This is a genomic window from Moraxella sp. CTOTU48841, from assembly GCF_032061225.1.
In the GTDB taxonomy this organism is placed as follows: domain Bacteria; phylum Pseudomonadota; class Gammaproteobacteria; order Pseudomonadales; family Moraxellaceae; genus Faucicola; species Faucicola cinerea.
In genome coordinates this window covers 285,612-302,140 of record NZ_DAMBFQ010000002.1, presented here as the reverse complement: position 1 = coordinate 302,140, position 16,529 = coordinate 285,612, and the positions used below count along the sequence as shown (strand labels likewise).

Here is a 16,529-nt window from a genome sequence, read left to right as displayed (position 1 = left end):
AAACACTCATTGATACTGGTAGATGCAGCAATCCATAATCAATAAGCGAACTAGCCCTAAAAATACAAAAACCAACGCTAGGCCAAATGTAAAACGGACAACGTATCATCGTTGTCCGCTTTGTGTTGGGCACTTTTTATCTTAACAATTATTTGATGGCAATTTGTTCGTCAGTCGCATCAAGCTGATTGGCGATTGGACGTTTTTTATTAAATAAATTTTCATCAAACTTAAAGCGTAGGCGCAAATAAGGTCCTTGGGTGGTGGTATCACCATCAATTAAGTCTTTGTCTGAATAGCCAGAGAAATTATAGCCAGCTGATAACCACAGGTTTTGCGCTAATAGATACCCCACTTCACCGCCTAATAGCCAGCGTTTACCATCGCTATTATTACCCCATAATACGCCTGCACTTACGCTAGCATCCCAACGATGGTTTATATCATAACTAGCTCTACCGCTTAATAATTGAACAATGCCGCTAGATTCAAGCTTGTTAAAATCGACATTGAGTTTTTTGATGGCGTATTGACCAGAAAAATGCCAGTCTTGATCAGGGTGATAGTTAGCCCCTGTAGAGACGATATAAGCCTCACGTTTGACAGGGCTATCCAGTTCAGTTTCATCATTTTCATACCGATACTCAAACTTGCCTAACGCGTCAAAGCGATTTTGATCGGCATCACGGTAAGCAGCGCCAAGTTGAAAACGATCCAAAGTACGATCGCCGGTGTCTTTAGTATTGCTACTAACCTGGCTAAAAATATTTTTGGTGAGCAAAGTCACATCATCATTGATTTTATAGGCAAAGCCAAACGCGCTAACGGTATTATCTGACTGTGTTGCCCACCGTTTTTCTAAGCGTCCAGTGGCTTTCCAGTTTGGGTTGGCAAGATACTCAAAGCCTAAAGAAGCAGCCGTAGCATCTTGTGAGGTATTGTCCTCACCTTCTAGGACCTGCACTTTTTCTAAGCTGGTATTAACAAAAACCCCTTTGTTGATTTCCCAACGATTGCGTAAACCCAATGCCGCTTCAGCTTCACGCGCAGAAATACCATCACGTACCCGATATTCACTAAAGACGCTTGCATCTTTGCCATACTTGCTATCGATACCCACTACCGTACTATTACGCTGCTGGGTGTCATTAAGCTCATAATTGCCGCCTAAACTTGAGATAAGCTCATGTCGTGCGTAAAGTCTTGCTTTATCATTGAGTTGGTAGTTACCACCCAATGCCAAAACTTTGCGGTCACTCTCTTTGATATCTTGCTCATATTCTACAAAGGCATTGGATCCTTTAGGTAACTGGGCGGTAACTTTAGCGCGAGCAGTGGTGCCACTATAAGGTGTGGCTGAAGCACTGGTTACACTGGCTGGTTGGTCGGTTTCACGGTAATAGCGCATTCCCAGCTCAAGTGCTATGATACGGTTCAGTGCGCGTTCAATACTTGCTGATACACCATCACGCACGCCACCATTGTTGGTATCCTCAGTGCGGATCGCCTCAGCCTTAATAAAGCCTAGCTTATCAACGCGACTTTGTAGTTTTAGTCCACTTTCTTTGCGACCCGCGGTAATCACTGCATCGGTGTTGTAAAACCCTGTATCTGCTTGCTGGTGATAAGCACGCAATTGGGTATTGTTGATGCTATGCTCAAGCTCTAAGCGATATGCAGCACCAGAGGTTTCACCCGATGCATTGGCAGTGGTATTATCCTCTGGGTTGGTAGTGCGATCGCTATGCGCGGCTTCAGCCACAAATTTCGAGGTGGGCGATAGTTTGACCACGATATTGGCACTAGCCAGTGATGTCTTATTCAATGGGTCATTACTATTTACGTAGGTACCGCCTACTTTAACTTTGTCATTGAGTTTATGACTACCGGCAATGCCCGCTACTGTGTATTCTTCACCGCCCTGATCGGTCTCTGTAGTCACACGCAGATACACAGGATTAAGGTCACTATCGACACTTGGGATTGCGGTTTTTAAAAAGATGCTGTTACTGTCAGTGTCAACCTCATAGTCACTAAAACGGGAAAGTAGTGTCCGCGAGATAATCAACCCTGGGTTATTACGATCACGGACGATAACTTCAACCTTTTCACTATTACGCAGCACGCTATCGGTATCAACTTTGCCTAAGCTATAAGGCCCTGTGATCCCCAAGCCACGCTGTTCATTGGTTACTTGCGTGGCAGTGGTCTTGGCGGCAAATGCTGTGACTTTATTTTGGTCATTTTCAACATTGACACTGAGTCCTGTTAATGAGCGATTGTATTGACCCAGTGAGATACCTTCATCGTGCTCAATGCGTGTGGCGTAATCCCCGTATAGGGCATACGAACGACCTTTATCTACGCGTACATAGAGTTTACTGGTAGATTGCGCATCAAAACCTTTAGCCGCTGCATCCCCATATACTGGGTAGTATTCATCTGGCCGGATATCACGGAATAGTCGTTGGCCTTTACTTTTATCCGAGTCATAGCTTAAGGTTAATAGATACTCCCCCTTGACCTTGCCTTTTAAAAACAAAGCCACGCGTCCATGGGCACTTTGCTTATGATTATCAGCATCTGCAATTTCATATAACTCTTCTTCGAACCCATCACGGCTATCAACTCGGCTTAAGTTTTTTGGATCAAAGGTTTTAAAATTAATGCGACCTTCGACAATACCGGCAACTAGTAAAGGACGTAGGTCAGGTAAAAATTGTACGCGCTGATTAGCATGATAACTGCCGCTTTCAACCTCTAACACCCCTTCACCTGGTTGACTTGGGCTTTGAATCGGTACCAACAAGCTACCGCCTTCAATAAAGGTTTGTATGCCCGTTTGGTCAGGGTTGACATCTTTAATTTGAATAGTGCCAATAGTGCTATTAAGCGTGACCGGGGTACGGCTAGAGACGGGTGTGCCAAACTGATCAACAACCTTAACCACTGCTTGATAGACATCGCTACCATTGGCAGGCACATCCTGTTTGGGTGAATCAACGCTGATTTTACTTAAATTATCAGGCGCAATAACAGTGATGGCACGGGTAGCGCGGATATTGCCCATCATATCAAGCTGACGCACTTCAATTTGATTTTTACCAATCGCTAACGGCACGCCGATATAGTCAAAACCTGCAACTTGAGAGTCGGCCAATACGGCTTTTTTACCAATACGACTCTCTGGGACTTCTTGACCATTGACCCATAACTGCAACTGGGCACCTGCCATCCCTTTGATTTGAATGGTGGCTTGGTTGATTGGTAGAATTTGACCATCAGTTAAATTTAAAATTTGCAGCGAGTTATTGGTTGCTTCTTCTAGCGTTTGTTCAAGGTTCAAGGTTTTAATTGCAGCAACGGGTTCAATGCTAATACGGCTTAACGGGTTTTGTGCTGTTTTAGTAAGTTCAACATTACAATTACTGCTAATACCTTCAGCAGTGATACAGCCACTGGCTGGTTGTCCACGTACATCGCTAACACGGTAATTGAGTGGATCAGTTGTTAAGTCAGCACGGATTACTTGCTCAAGACTAATGTTATCTTGTTCGATTTTTTTCTTGCGTTCAGCAATTTGCTCAAGTAGAGATTGGTTGCAGGATTCGCTGTTATTGTCATCTGTATCGACGATGGCAAAATCTGCGCGATGCAGTTCACCACGACGTAAGTCTACAAAGCGGCTGCCTGCATCACCGGCTTGACGATTACTGATAAGGCGCAGTTTACTTTGAGCAGGAAGGGTAGTGCGGTCAAGTTTTAATACATGCGTCTTAGCAGTAATACCATAAAAATCATATTTACCTTCACGATCGGTGATGATAAAACTGCCGTCTTCCAAATATAGGCGCACACCCGGTACACCTTGTTCACCGTTATCTTGGACACCGTTTTTGTTGCAGTCGACGAACACTTTACCAATGATGAAACCGTCTTGAATTAATGGACCAGGGCGTACGTCAATTTTGGCTGATGCCTCATTGGATGTTTGTCCACCTTCATCTTTTGCCTGTACGCGGTTGATACCATCGCCATTTAGTGCATTGGGTCCAATCTGTACTCGATATTGGACTTTAATTTCAGTATTAGGCTTTAAGCTGCCCACACCGAGCTTGAGATAAGGTCCTTTACCGCCAGCCGGATCTGCTACTTTGATACCGTTAACACGCATACTGCCAACCGTGTAGATAAACCCGCGAGGCAGTGTATCTGTCATCGATACATTATCAGCATTATTATTGCTACGATTGGCTACGGTAATCGTATAATCTGCAAAATCACCAATTTCTGCACTACTGACACTGGCTGATTTTTTGACAAATAACACACTTTTTTTAGGAATAACTACTTGAACGAGATTAGTCGCTTGAGCATTAACAGATGAATTAGGTGATTCAATAATATATGCACTAATAGGTAAATTTAGTTGCTGGTTATCTGTCAAATCTGAGGCTGTTGTAGCAACTACCCAGATTCCTACCTTTTGTCCAGGCTGCAATAAAATAGTTTGGTCAATAATTTGATCGTTATTATCAAATTCGCCATTTTGATTGGTATCAAGATAAACCTTGACGTTGTTTAAACCATCTATTTCTGAGGGGTTTATCTTAATATGTACAGGTGCATTACTGCTATTGGTTAACTCATTTGACCACACCACCTGTTTGCCTATTTCCACAGTTTGAAGTGGGGCAGAGGTTAAGTTAACGGCATATAACGCAGCAATATTAATATCAACAGTATTAGACGATGTAGATTGGGGATTATGGTCAAAATTATTATAAGTTGCAGAAGCTGTATTATTGATTTTGGTATCTATTTCTGGTGCCATAGCATAGCTATAGTGACTTGCCAATATCGAAGCAGTCAATGTTGAGAGCAAAAATGTTGCTTTAGCGCAACCATCTTTTCTTACAATTTGCACCACAGACATTCACCTATATAAAAGTATATAAAACGAATAAAAATAGAAAAAATTAAGAAGTTAAAAAAATAATACAGTGGATAGGCATATAGCCACTAATGACTATATGCCGATGAAAACAAGATAAAGAACTGATTACTCGTCAATTTTTACAGTGAACTGTAATTGCGCACTTGTGTTACCGCTAAGCGTGGCAACCCTATTAGTGATCGCAACACCGTTAACAGTTACAGTACCAGAGGTATTGTTATTGCTTTCAGAACCTGATACTAACGTCGTATAGGTTGGTACGTTATCGTTAATTTCCACAGTTGTTACAGGTACATTGCCTTCGTTCGTTGCAGTAATGCGATAAATCACACAGGTACCTGGCTTGGCCGATAAATTGTTTTGAGTAAAGCTACCATCAGCAGTGCCATCACAAGCAGCGTCAAGTGCTTGTTTCTTGACTAAACGAACTTGACCATCATTCACAGTTGTCAAATCAGTGTTAGTTAATGGAGACTGTTGCGTACCTGCAGCAGTAGCAGTTGGGCTGACTGTTAAGGTAGCAGTATCTTGTGTACCTGCTCCTGCATTTGAAGGTGCTTCAACCTTAACAATTAACTTAACTGACTGTCCTTGCTCTAAGCCTTTAATGCCATTGTTGTCCGGATCATAATTTTTCAAGACTGTAGCTAGGTCATTACCTGTAACAATCTCATCGGCATCAACAACGCCGAAATTATGAAAGTCTATATAAACGGTCGTTTTCCAGCCAGTCCCACTATTGGTTAAAGTAAATGGTAAGTCACCATCCTTACCACCTTCAACAAGATTACCATTATTGGTTAAGGTATGAGTGTAAGTTACAGTGCCGCCTGGCGCAACTTGACCACTATTATCACTGACCAAAGTCAATTGACGTGTTTCTTTAACTTTCACCTCATCAGTTAAGCTATCAGACAAGCCTGTAACTGGTGAAGTAACTGTGAATACGACAGGTGTAGTCGATACAGGTGCATTTGCAGGCGGAGTAACCACGGCCACTAAATTAACAGTTGCTCCCGGCGCGATATTACCTGTATTAGTCAAAGCTGAGCCAGTCGGTTTACCAGTACCATCATCTTTGAAGTACTGAACAGTCCAACCACTTGGCAAAGTGCTGTTGGTTAAGTTAAAGTTATCTGGTGTCGCACCGCTATTTTTAACATCAATTTGGAAGTAAGCAGGTTGACCACCAGCAACAGATATACTTTCAACTGGAGAACCTGTATCTAACCCAGTCGCACCTGGCGTTTTGGTGCCGGTTGTGGTATCGGTATTGTCATCTTTGAACAAGTCAACTGTAGCAGGCGTTACATCGACAATGCTCAAAGTAATGGTATCAGCTTTGGCAGTGCTGTCGCTAATCGGCTTAATTTTAACAATTACATCATCACTTGTTGCAGGATCAACAGGAGTGCTATAACCAGTCGGCAATGTCACTTTAACTCGAATTTGTGCCGTACTACCCGCTGCGATAGGACCGGTATCTACAATGCCATCGCCATTAGTATCAGTTAATGGTGTAGCGCCATCAGCTTTAAATAGCTGAACAATACTACCTACTTCCAAGTCCGATTTATCATAAGTAACATTATAAGTTTCAGTGGCATTACCTGTGTTATGGATAACAATTTTATCAGGGCCACCATCAGTAGAGCCATTATCATCACCAAAGACTACCGGTGTACCTTGCGTCGTGCTCGATTTGATGGTGTCATCCGTGGTCGGTGTATCACCTTTAGGATCTGGGTCAGCATAGGCATCAGTTAAACTATCATTGACAGTACCGGTAAATACTTTATTGGTTACAATCGTGGTATTTGACGGTGACGGTGTCAATGTCGCAGGCAATGGTGTAGATGGATCGGTATCTACAGAGTCATCATTTTCCGGCAGGTCGATAATGGTAGCAGTGTTAGTAATAATAGCACTATTATTAGGCTTAGGTTGTACTTTGAACGTTACCGTACCGGTAGTGTTTTTGGCAACCTTATCTAAAACAAATGCAATTTTACCTGTTGCAGGGTCTGCATAGTAGTTAATGCCTGTAGGGTCGCCACCTACGGCATCGGTTAATGCAGTTGCCGCATTCCATTTGGCAGAACCAGAAACATAAGTGACTTTAGTTAAATCTAACGCATCGTCAATTTCAACATTAGTCGCATCAGCATTACCTGTATTCCGGTAGGTTAAGGTATAAGTAATATCGCCATTAGACGCTACACTTGCTGACTTTATTAGGCTTAATGCCGCACCAGCAGTTACAGTAACAGTGTCGGTGTTAGAGCCTTTAACTGTTGTATCAAAACCAGCGGTAGCATTCAAGGTATATTGGGCTTTTTGACCATCAGTTTGGGTAACAGGCACCGTTGATACCACAATGATACCCACTGATTGACCCGCATTTAATGTCACTGTAGAGAGGTCTGTATTGTTGTCAGGTACGCCATCTTGATTGCTGTCCAAATAAATATGGACGTTGGTCAGATCAAAGTTGTCGCCGCCCAATTGTGACACATTTAAAGTAAAGGTGTCTGTACCATTACCAGTATTGGTCAATGTATGTGATAACGTCGCTGTGCCATTTGGATTGATAGTGGCATTACGGTCAGCCACTAGCGTGAAGCTAGATACTTGTAATACTGTGGTTTTGATTTCATTTGAAGTAACGGTTTTGCTAGCGCCATTACCATCAGTATAGCTTGCAGTCGCGATGTTACTAATGTCAGAACCTGCAGTTGGTGCAGCTGCTTGTGCAGTTGGCATCAACGCAGCGCCACCAGCAGCTAGCGCAATCGAAGCAGCTAATTGATTAAGACGCGGTAAAATTTTTTGCATTAATATAGACCTCTAAAATGATGGATGTTTATGTGCCTTAAGGGGTAATGCTATTAACACGAGTTTGTGCTGAAACGCTCACTGATTTACCAGCAGGTACTTCAGCAATTGTCCATCGCAATGCACGATAGTCTTGTAAGGGTACATTAACGACTTGGTTGCCTACCTTGCGTTTTAGTGGCATAGCAGCAAAGTTCACGCCGTCCGTGCTAGCTAACGTTGCGCTTGGGGTAGATTTGGCTAAGAACTGAGTGGCTGGCGGTATAGGTAAGGTGGCTGTTAAGTTTTTTATGGCTTTACCTGTGTTATTGGTATAGACCGCGCGATATTCGATAATGTCATTGGGTTTTACCTTAGTGACTGGCTGTGCCACGATTATCCCTTGAGCATTTTGGGTAAGTTTATTGGCAGTAAGCGCAACACTTACAGGCTCTTTTTGTGGTGTCACTGCGACTGATACACCTGTAATGCCAACGATGGCTGCTGTAACTAATAATGTATTAAATGCACGCACTAGACTAACTCCTTTTTTCGATAATACAAATCATCAAAACTGTACTGATATTGAGTATATCGATATAGTATTTTTTAGATAATGGAAGATAGCTATGGGCAGTAATCATAAGTTGTGGTCATTTCAGACTTAGCTTGCCCAGTTATTACCTAACAAAATAATGTTGACCTATTCATATGCCAGTATCATAAATGATGACTAATGCTAAATCCACAGTAACAAGAATTAACCTTAGAAAACATGATTAAATGAATGTTTTATCGAATAAGCGGTAAATTTTTATTTAAATAAGCTCATCTTTTTAACTATTTTGCCCCAGTGAAATACCGTTTATGCGGATGAATGGTGATGGACAAAAAAATCAAATAACACACATAAAAAATACAATAATTTAATTTGTTTTCATGAAAAAATTAAAAAGTCAAGATTTATTTTGATGTTATTGTTTTTTTTAAATGTAAAAATCTGAACAGCTTATATTCATATTGGTTCTTACAGCATAGAGCCGCGCATATACTCTTACTATGTTTATCCAAAATCTCTGATTCATTACATATTGTTAAAGCTTGCAAATATGAAAAGGCACCTTTCTAAAGATGCCTTCCGTGATTTTATTAATAATATTTGATAACTATAGTCAATACTTTAACAAACTTATAAGCCTTGAAACCTATTTTTAAGGTATTGCCACACAATATCTAACAGTACCACTAGTCGCAGGTGGTAACTTACCAGCCATTGACCATTTGAGTGAATTATCTAGTTGCGTAGGGGTACAGGTTATTCCTGTTGGCGTTGTGTTACAAGTTTGACTTTTAAATACCATACCCGTTGGTACGCTATCTTTTATCATGACATCAACCAAATTTTTAGTGCTGTTATTGCGATAAGTAATTTCATATTCTAAAAAGTTACCATTGCGGGCTTGGTTGGCAGTGACAAAAGCATTGGTATCGTTAACAGTTGATGGACAACTCGACACAACACGCACGCCTTTTTTCATATCTAAGCCTGCACTACCTACCAGCGTGGTATCTGTCACAGTGTTGCTAGTTACAGGTTTATTACCTGAGGTTGCAGTGCCATTAGCTTGCAAGCTTACGATTTGTTGTGCACCCGCGCTGGCATTAATGGGTACGTTGACACGGTGAACCACACAAATCGACTGAACCGGGTTAAGGGTGCTTGTACCTGTTAATGTGGTTTCACCCACGTCGACTTTACCATTGCAGTTACTGTCTAGATATATAACAGATTGCCAGGGTTGGTCAGCACTATTGGCAGGCTGCTGGCCAGCGATACTATTCACCGAATTCATAGTAATGACTGCAAGGCTACTAATTTTATGTGGATAATCAACCACGCCGCCAGCGATAGTGGTTTGTTGGTTATTCGGTGTTATCACCAATGCCAACTTAGCATCGCCAAAATTGTTATTGAGGTAATTAAAATTGTTGGTTTTACTTAATGTGATAGTGTCAGTTGATAAATTGTAGCTGCCACCTGAGCCCGAAGTGCCACTGACTGAGGTATAGCCTGCGGCATTTGTGGCTACAATAGTAAACTTACTGGTCAATTTTTCTGAGGATACATTAAACGTATAATCACCTGTGGCATCGGTCACAACTTCGGCAATAACTGCACCTGCGCTATCCTTTAATTGAACTTTACTACCTGCTATTCCCGTTTCACCGGCATCTTGTACACCATTGTAGGCATTATTATTGACAGCTGTGGTGCCACTATTGTCTTCAAATACACGACCGCTAACGGTAATTTGTTGAAGTGAATTGGTAAAACTACAAATAAAATTTGCCCCAGGTTTTAAATAAGTAGGGTCAATGGTCAAGGTTGCAGCAGAAAGACTGCCAATGGGATTGGTAGTATTACCAGAGATACTGGCATTATTGTCTATACAACTGGCACTTGAAAGCGTAAAACCCGTGGTGGTCAACTCATTGATAACCAAGCTATTGCTGATGGTTTCCACATGATGGATAACGTTACTGGTAACAGCCGTGCCAGCTGTCGTTGTTGTTACGCTATCAGAACTTGTTGAGGCATTAGTCACATTAAAGTTAAATGTACCGACATTGCCAATCGAGGTTTTAGCGATTTGAACCCGTGGTCGTACTTTATCCGTATCTGATGTAGTACACGTTTGTGATGCGGCATCAAAGCTACGAGTAATATTGCTTGATGTATCACTCACACAGGCAGTACCCAATGCCGTAACACTGGTTGGCGTCTTCACACTGGCATTATTTGTCACTGAGCTGACGGTAAGTGCATTTAAGGTGACTGGTACAGTAAGAATGTATTTTTGCCCACTGGTTAGCCTTGGCAAAGTAACACCGGCACCTTCAAGTTGGGCGGCAGTGGGGGAAGTAGTACATTGATTGCCATCAATGGTGCTACAAACAGGTGTGCCTTTGGTCATATTAGTAGCCACTGGGTCTTTTAGTATAGCGCCTGTGACATCACTGGGTCCTTGATTTTCCACAGTTAAAGTATAAGTGGTTTGACCGATTGCATTGACCGAATCGGTATAATTGGTTTTGGTGATGACCAACGCTGCTGCATCAATAATATTGACGCGAGCGTTCTCACCTTTATTTGCTTCAGCTTGAAGTGATGTTGGGTCACAGTTACCGGCAACAGTAAGCCCAATGGTACTAAAACCGCCGGCACTGTCTTCATATGCATCAGCAGTTGCACCATTACGGTTGGCAATACGATAACTGATGACGTTGTAGCCGGGCTGCAATGTCAGTGGAACGTTATACACGCTCCTGTCGTAAGTATCACGAGTAGGTGACAATACCTGCCCATTGAGCATGATATAAGCACTGTCATCCAAGAAGAAACTGCTGGTTCCTATACAAGCATTGACTGTTGTGGTTGTGGTACCTGCTGGTACTAAAATACCAGTTCTAAGTTCCCAAGCACGGCGATTATCGGCAAAGCTATCAAATGAACTGGGTAGGCTGGCAGAAATCGGTTTCAAATTGGTAATCAACTGCTGAAAGGTCGCCGGTGCATTGGTCTGACTAGCAAAATAAGTCGAGTTACCACTGCCTTTGAGCGACGTTTTAAGATAACCGCCGGTAGGACTGGCTTGGTTGGCTGGCCATGCTAAGGTCATTGCTGAACCTTCACTAGAGCCAGGCCCATAAGTTTGATTATTACTGCTACCGACCTGTGTATCGGTGCTTCGGTTAAATCCGACCATAAACGCGCTGTACTGTGGTGGATTAGTGGTGTTTTGACCCTCTGCACCCCAGATACGATAGGCACTTTCACCCACACCACTGCCGGGATTGAGTTCATCACTACCGGCTCGTACCACGCCTTTAACTTGTAAATCACCCAAATTTGCAGTAGAGGTAGTACTATAGTTCACCAAAAATTTGGCACTACTGCCATTGGCAAGATAACCTAATGGGCACTTCCAAGTTTTTGGCGAAGTTTGGGTCACGTTACACGCTGTACCATTGGCATCGGATAATGTTACGCTGGTAATGGTCACTCCTGAAATCGGCTGCTCGGTATAGGTAGCAAACGTATTGTTTGCGTTATTTGGTCCTTTATTGGTAATCGTAATGGTCTGCTGCCCACCTGCGCCGCGCCAAATGGTCGGTATATCTGGATTAATGGCTAAAACTGCCTCATTAATATTTGAATCGAAATTCATCGCAGTTGAGGGCAGTACCGTATCGGTATCGGTAGAGGTACAGATATTGTTGGCAAAGCTACGAGTATAGCCGTTATTGCTAGTACAACTGGCACCGCTGTTGACATAGTTATTGCCAACAGCAACTGATGCACTGTTGGTTATCGAACCACCGCTAGCTATCACATTTGCTGTTACAATTATTTCATAAAAACCGCCATTGCCAGGAATGCTCGGCAACGCGTGGCCGGCTTCTAGCTGGGCATTGGTCGGAACCGAGCCGCTGACACAACTATTACCGCTGGTTTCAGTACAGGTCGGCGCACCTACTTTAGACAGTCCGGTTGCTGCCGGGTCTCTAATGATTGCACCCCCTACAGTGTTGGGACCGTCATTACGCACCCGTAAGGTATAAGTAATGGTTGCGCCTGACGCAACCTGGTCAAATCCATCAGTTTTACTAATCCGTACGTCTGTTGCCGGTGAGCCGCTACCGAGACTTGTCTCAACCGATGCACTGTTATTATTAGTGACTAAATCCGTCATCCCACTGGGTGGGGATACAGTCGCAGTGTTGGTAACATCGGCATTGGCTGTGGCAGTAGCTTGAATGGTCACGACACAACTTGCACCTGATGCACCAGTAAAGGTACCTTTTAACGTATTACCACTAAAGGTTGCACTTGCACAAGTGCTACTGGAAACCGTTGGGTTACTTAATCCTGTGGGTAACACGTCAGTAAAGGGTGCGCCGTTGACATAACTGCCATTATTATTAATAGTTAGTTGATATTGCACCACACTGTTTAATGGTACTGTAACTTTGGTGGTACCAAATGTGCCGCTGGTGCCGACTCGTTGAGTTTTAGTAATGCTCAAATCGGTAGCTGCATCGGTTGATAATGGCGATATGATAAAAGCATCACCTGACTGAGAGCTATTATTATCCCAATAGCTATTACTACAAAAGAAAACTAAAAACGAACATCCGCCTCCTTTACCATCGCCCCGCAGATAAACATCAAAGGTAAGCGTAGTTACTGGTCCGCCTTTAACCTGTATACTACCACTGGCAGCGCCCGAACCGGTGGTACCAGATATCGTGCTAGCGTTATTTAAGATTTGGTTGGATTTGACCGTCAACTCACCACTACCAGAGAGTTGGCTTAAAGTATATCCTGGTGTGGTTAAATCAAATTCGGTTGAAAACCCCAATCCACTAGGAGAAGTGCCACCTAAAGCAGAAAGATGAATGACTGGATTGATGATTGGACTGCTGTAGTTAATCGTCATAGTACCCATCAAATGCCGTCCGTTGATGGATTTATCGGCAGCTTGTAGTCCTTGAGTTGCGATAAATACCTGAGTCCCATAGTTATTGGTGGCGCTTATACCGCGTCCCGTGGGCGTGGTTGCCGTGGCAGTAAATACACTGCTACTTGTATTGCCGAATGCATTGAGCGGTGCCCATGAAGAATATCCTGTAATAGTATCTCCACTCCCGCTATTGGCACCAAACATCATGGCATTGCCGTTTGGTGCGCCGCCTGTAACATTGGTATATTGTTGATTACTAAAGGCTACGGTCGCAGTAATCGACGGTGAAAACGCTGTATTGTCATCGTCAGTAGGGTTATTGGCATTAAGGCGTACGGTTGAGGTCTGCGCAGCAACAGTTGGACTGCTGCTACTGGTAGCACTGCCACTGAACATTTCCAGTGATGGGGGTGCAGCATACGCAAAGCCACTTAAGATGAGCATAAAAACTAAACTCATTAAGGTGATTATATTATGCAAGATAGTAGGGTATTTGTTTTCTATAGTTATCATCATAATTTTATTCCTATCATTTACCCACATAACGCACCCCAAATTCAAAGTTGTAACTGGTATTTGGTGCAACGCTGGGCAGCTGACCACTTAGTGTACCGGATGCCCCTTTAGCAGGAGCAACAATGCTGCCACTAGTACAGCTAGCACAAGTTGGCGCAAATTCCATGACGGTTGCTGCAGGTGTTGCATCGTGGAAGTTAAATTGTCCGATCGCTGATGCGCCTTCGTTTTTAACCGTGACACGATACAGTACGCATTGCCCCGTGCCATTCGTGTTTCGACCGATGGTTAAGCCACTGGTGGTATAGCTACTGTCAGCTTGACCATTGCAGTCATCATCTTTGGCTTGAAATTTATACAAACGTAGTTGAGTGGTGGTGACGCGTGTAATGTCAGTGGCAGTATCTAGTACGGTGCCTGTGCTGGTTTTAAACTGTATGCTGGCGGTATCGACCATACCAACTGGTGCATTGACCGGGCTTTGTACCTTGGCAAATATACGTACCTGACTATTGGCAGGGAATAAACTACCGCTAATATTGGTTGGGTCAAGCAAAGTGTCTGTGCTATCAAACTGACCATTGGCATTACTATCGAGATAATAGGTGCTAGTAAAACCGGGTTGGTCATGCTGAGTTACTAATTGATAACTCCCTGTTAAAGCAGTTTTGGTGTAGTTATACAGCGTATGGGTGTAGACAATGGTACCCCCAGGGGTGATTTGTCCTCGCAAATCTGGATCAAAACTTACCGTACCGACTGCATTTAACGTATTGATATTAATCGCGTTTTTTAAGGTATCAAAGCCAGCCGTATTGGTATCTTGATAAGTTGCTGAACTGACTTTGAAATAGATAGGTACATTGGTCAGTGTAGCCGTGTCATTTTTTAGTTTGACCACTGCACAATAAGCTTGGCTTTCACCGTTTTTAAGTAGCCGAGTTTGGCCAATTTCATTGCCCAGTGTGCTACAGTCAGCTGCTGTGCTGTCAAAATAGCGTACACTAGCGATGCCAGTAGGTAACTCGAGCTTGCTAAAATCACCATCGCCATCAGCAGCGAACTGATAAGCAGTAGCAGCGCCCGTATGTTTGACGGTTAGAGGGAAAACCACTTGACCATTTGACTTACCGGTTAGTGTTTTCCAAGCATTACCATTGTTGGTCGTTGCGCCATTGCCTGTACCATTGTTGCTAGTCTCTGGGCCATTGGTAAGATCCACTGAGATATTGGTAGCAGCAATGCTAGTGTTATTAGTAACGGTGTCTGACTGGGTGCTATCCCCCAATGACTGGGCTTTTGGCACCACTGTATAAACGGTGCCGGTGGCTCCCTCATTGGTGGTTGGCAAACGAACCTTAACCACAATAGGCAACATGCCTCCAGCAGGCAAATTGCCTGTATCAGGAATACCATCGCCATTGCTATCGAGCAGCGGTGTCACACCATCGGCACGGTAGAACTCGACTTGATGCAGGGTAGGGAAGTTGTCGCTATTGATAGTCAGGTTAAAGCGATCTTCCGTGTTACCTGTATTCCAAACATAGTTGGTAAAGCTTACCTCATCACCCGCGGTGATACTCGCGGCTGTAACCTGATCATCGCTGCCGCTGTTATTGGTATTGCTGGCATTGGCATTGAGCACCACCCGATAAATTGGCGCAATATTCCAACTAGCAGTGTTGGAAGTAGTGGAAATATTAGCGGTGCTAGTATTATTATCATGATCGTAGCTGACATTGACAGTATTGAAAATAGCACCAGCCGTGGTCTGTACAACATTGACAGCAAATTGGATATTGCCTGTACCGCTGGCAGGGATACTGGTTAAAGTAGCCTTGACAGTGCGGCCATCTGTATCAAGATAATAATCAATACCGCTGGGGTCATTACTACCAGACGCAGGATTAAGCGCGGTACCGAGCCAAGTTTCTTTGCCCGACAGATAAGACAGACTGGCAGGTAAGGTGTCTGTGAGTATCACTTGACCACTATCGATGGAGCTTTGATTGGCGTAATCAAAGCGCACGTAGGTAGTATCATTTTGGACAAAAAACGATTTGGTAACTATAACATTGGCGCTATTGGACAAAGTCACAGTGTCAGTGTTATTAAGTGATAGGGTATTATTGTTGGCCGAGTTAGCGACTATGCGTAATTGAGCACTGTTGCCTAGTACCACTCCTGTCGTGCCTGTTACGGGAACTTGGGCTTCAACGATAAGGCCTGTAGATTGACCGGGTGCCAGGGTGATGCTGCTTAAATTATTGATATTATCAGCTACGCCGTCTTGGTTGGCATCGGCATAGATTTTAATATTATTTAGGTCAAAGCCATCATCAGTGAGGTTTTGGGTTGATAGATTATAGGTATCTGTGATATTACCAGTATTGGTGAGGACATGGGGAAATTGAATGGTTTGGCTGGTCTGGGCATTTTGACTGCGACTAGCCACTAAAGTCGCCGCATAGACAGGTAAAATCGTGGTTTGTACCAGATTAGAGCGGCTGGTTTGGACAACGTTTGAGCCTTCTTCCTTATACTCCCCAACTGCCATATTACTAATAATGTCTCCGGCCAGCACACCCGCGCTGGCTTGATGAGTCCACAAAATAGCCACTGTCAAACCAGCTAATTTTAGCCATTTACGGCAAGCTGTCCCCCCACTTGGTTGGACAAAAGAGGAAAGCTTGTGACGAAAATCAGTCATAGTATTG

The 16,529-nt window shown here is 43.4% G+C and carries 5 protein-coding genes; all 5 read right to left on the bottom strand.

Annotated features, from left to right (window positions below; genetic code table 11):
* Positions 1–148: 148 nt before the first annotated feature.
* Complete coding sequence (locus RT034_RS04185; protein WP_313014004.1) at positions 149–4,834, bottom strand: SdrD B-like domain-containing protein; 4,686 nt, start codon at positions 4,832–4,834, stop codon at positions 149–151.
* Positions 4,835–5,062: 228 nt separating this feature from the next.
* Positions 5,063–7,792, bottom strand: coding sequence for a beta strand repeat-containing protein (locus RT034_RS04180; protein WP_313014002.1), 2,730 nt, complete (start codon positions 7,790–7,792; stop codon positions 5,063–5,065).
* A gap of 37 nt (positions 7,793–7,829) precedes the next feature.
* The gene (locus RT034_RS04175; protein WP_409566297.1) at positions 7,830–8,306 is read right to left on the bottom strand and encodes a hypothetical protein; all 477 of its coding nucleotides are present in this window, start codon (positions 8,304–8,306) and stop codon (positions 7,830–7,832) included.
* 676 nt (positions 8,307–8,982) lie between these two features.
* On the bottom strand, positions 8,983–13,740 hold the full coding sequence (locus tag RT034_RS04170) for a beta strand repeat-containing protein (RefSeq protein ID WP_313014000.1): 4,758 nt from the start codon (positions 13,738–13,740) through the stop codon (positions 8,983–8,985).
* 85 nt (positions 13,741–13,825) lie between these two features.
* Positions 13,826–16,522: a hypothetical protein gene (locus RT034_RS04165; RefSeq protein WP_313013998.1), complete on the bottom strand. Its 2,697-nt coding sequence runs from the start codon at positions 16,520–16,522 to the stop codon at positions 13,826–13,828.
* Positions 16,523–16,529: the final 7 nt, after the last annotated feature.

Bases quoted from the DNA above. Each gene is read 5' to 3' on its own strand.
- RT034_RS04185 (WP_313014004.1), bottom strand. From the start codon at position 4,834: ATGGCACCAGAAATAGATACCAAAATCAATAATACAGCTTCTGCAACT.
- RT034_RS04165 (WP_313013998.1), bottom strand. From the start codon at position 16,522: ATGACTGATTTTCGTCACAAGCTTTCCTCTTTTGTCCAACCAAGTGGG.
- RT034_RS04170 (WP_313014000.1), bottom strand. From the start codon at position 13,740: ATGCTCATCTTAAGTGGCTTTGCGTATGCTGCACCCCCATCACTGGAA.
- RT034_RS04180 (WP_313014002.1), bottom strand. From the start codon at position 7,792: ATGCAAAAAATTTTACCGCGTCTTAATCAATTAGCTGCTTCGATTGCG.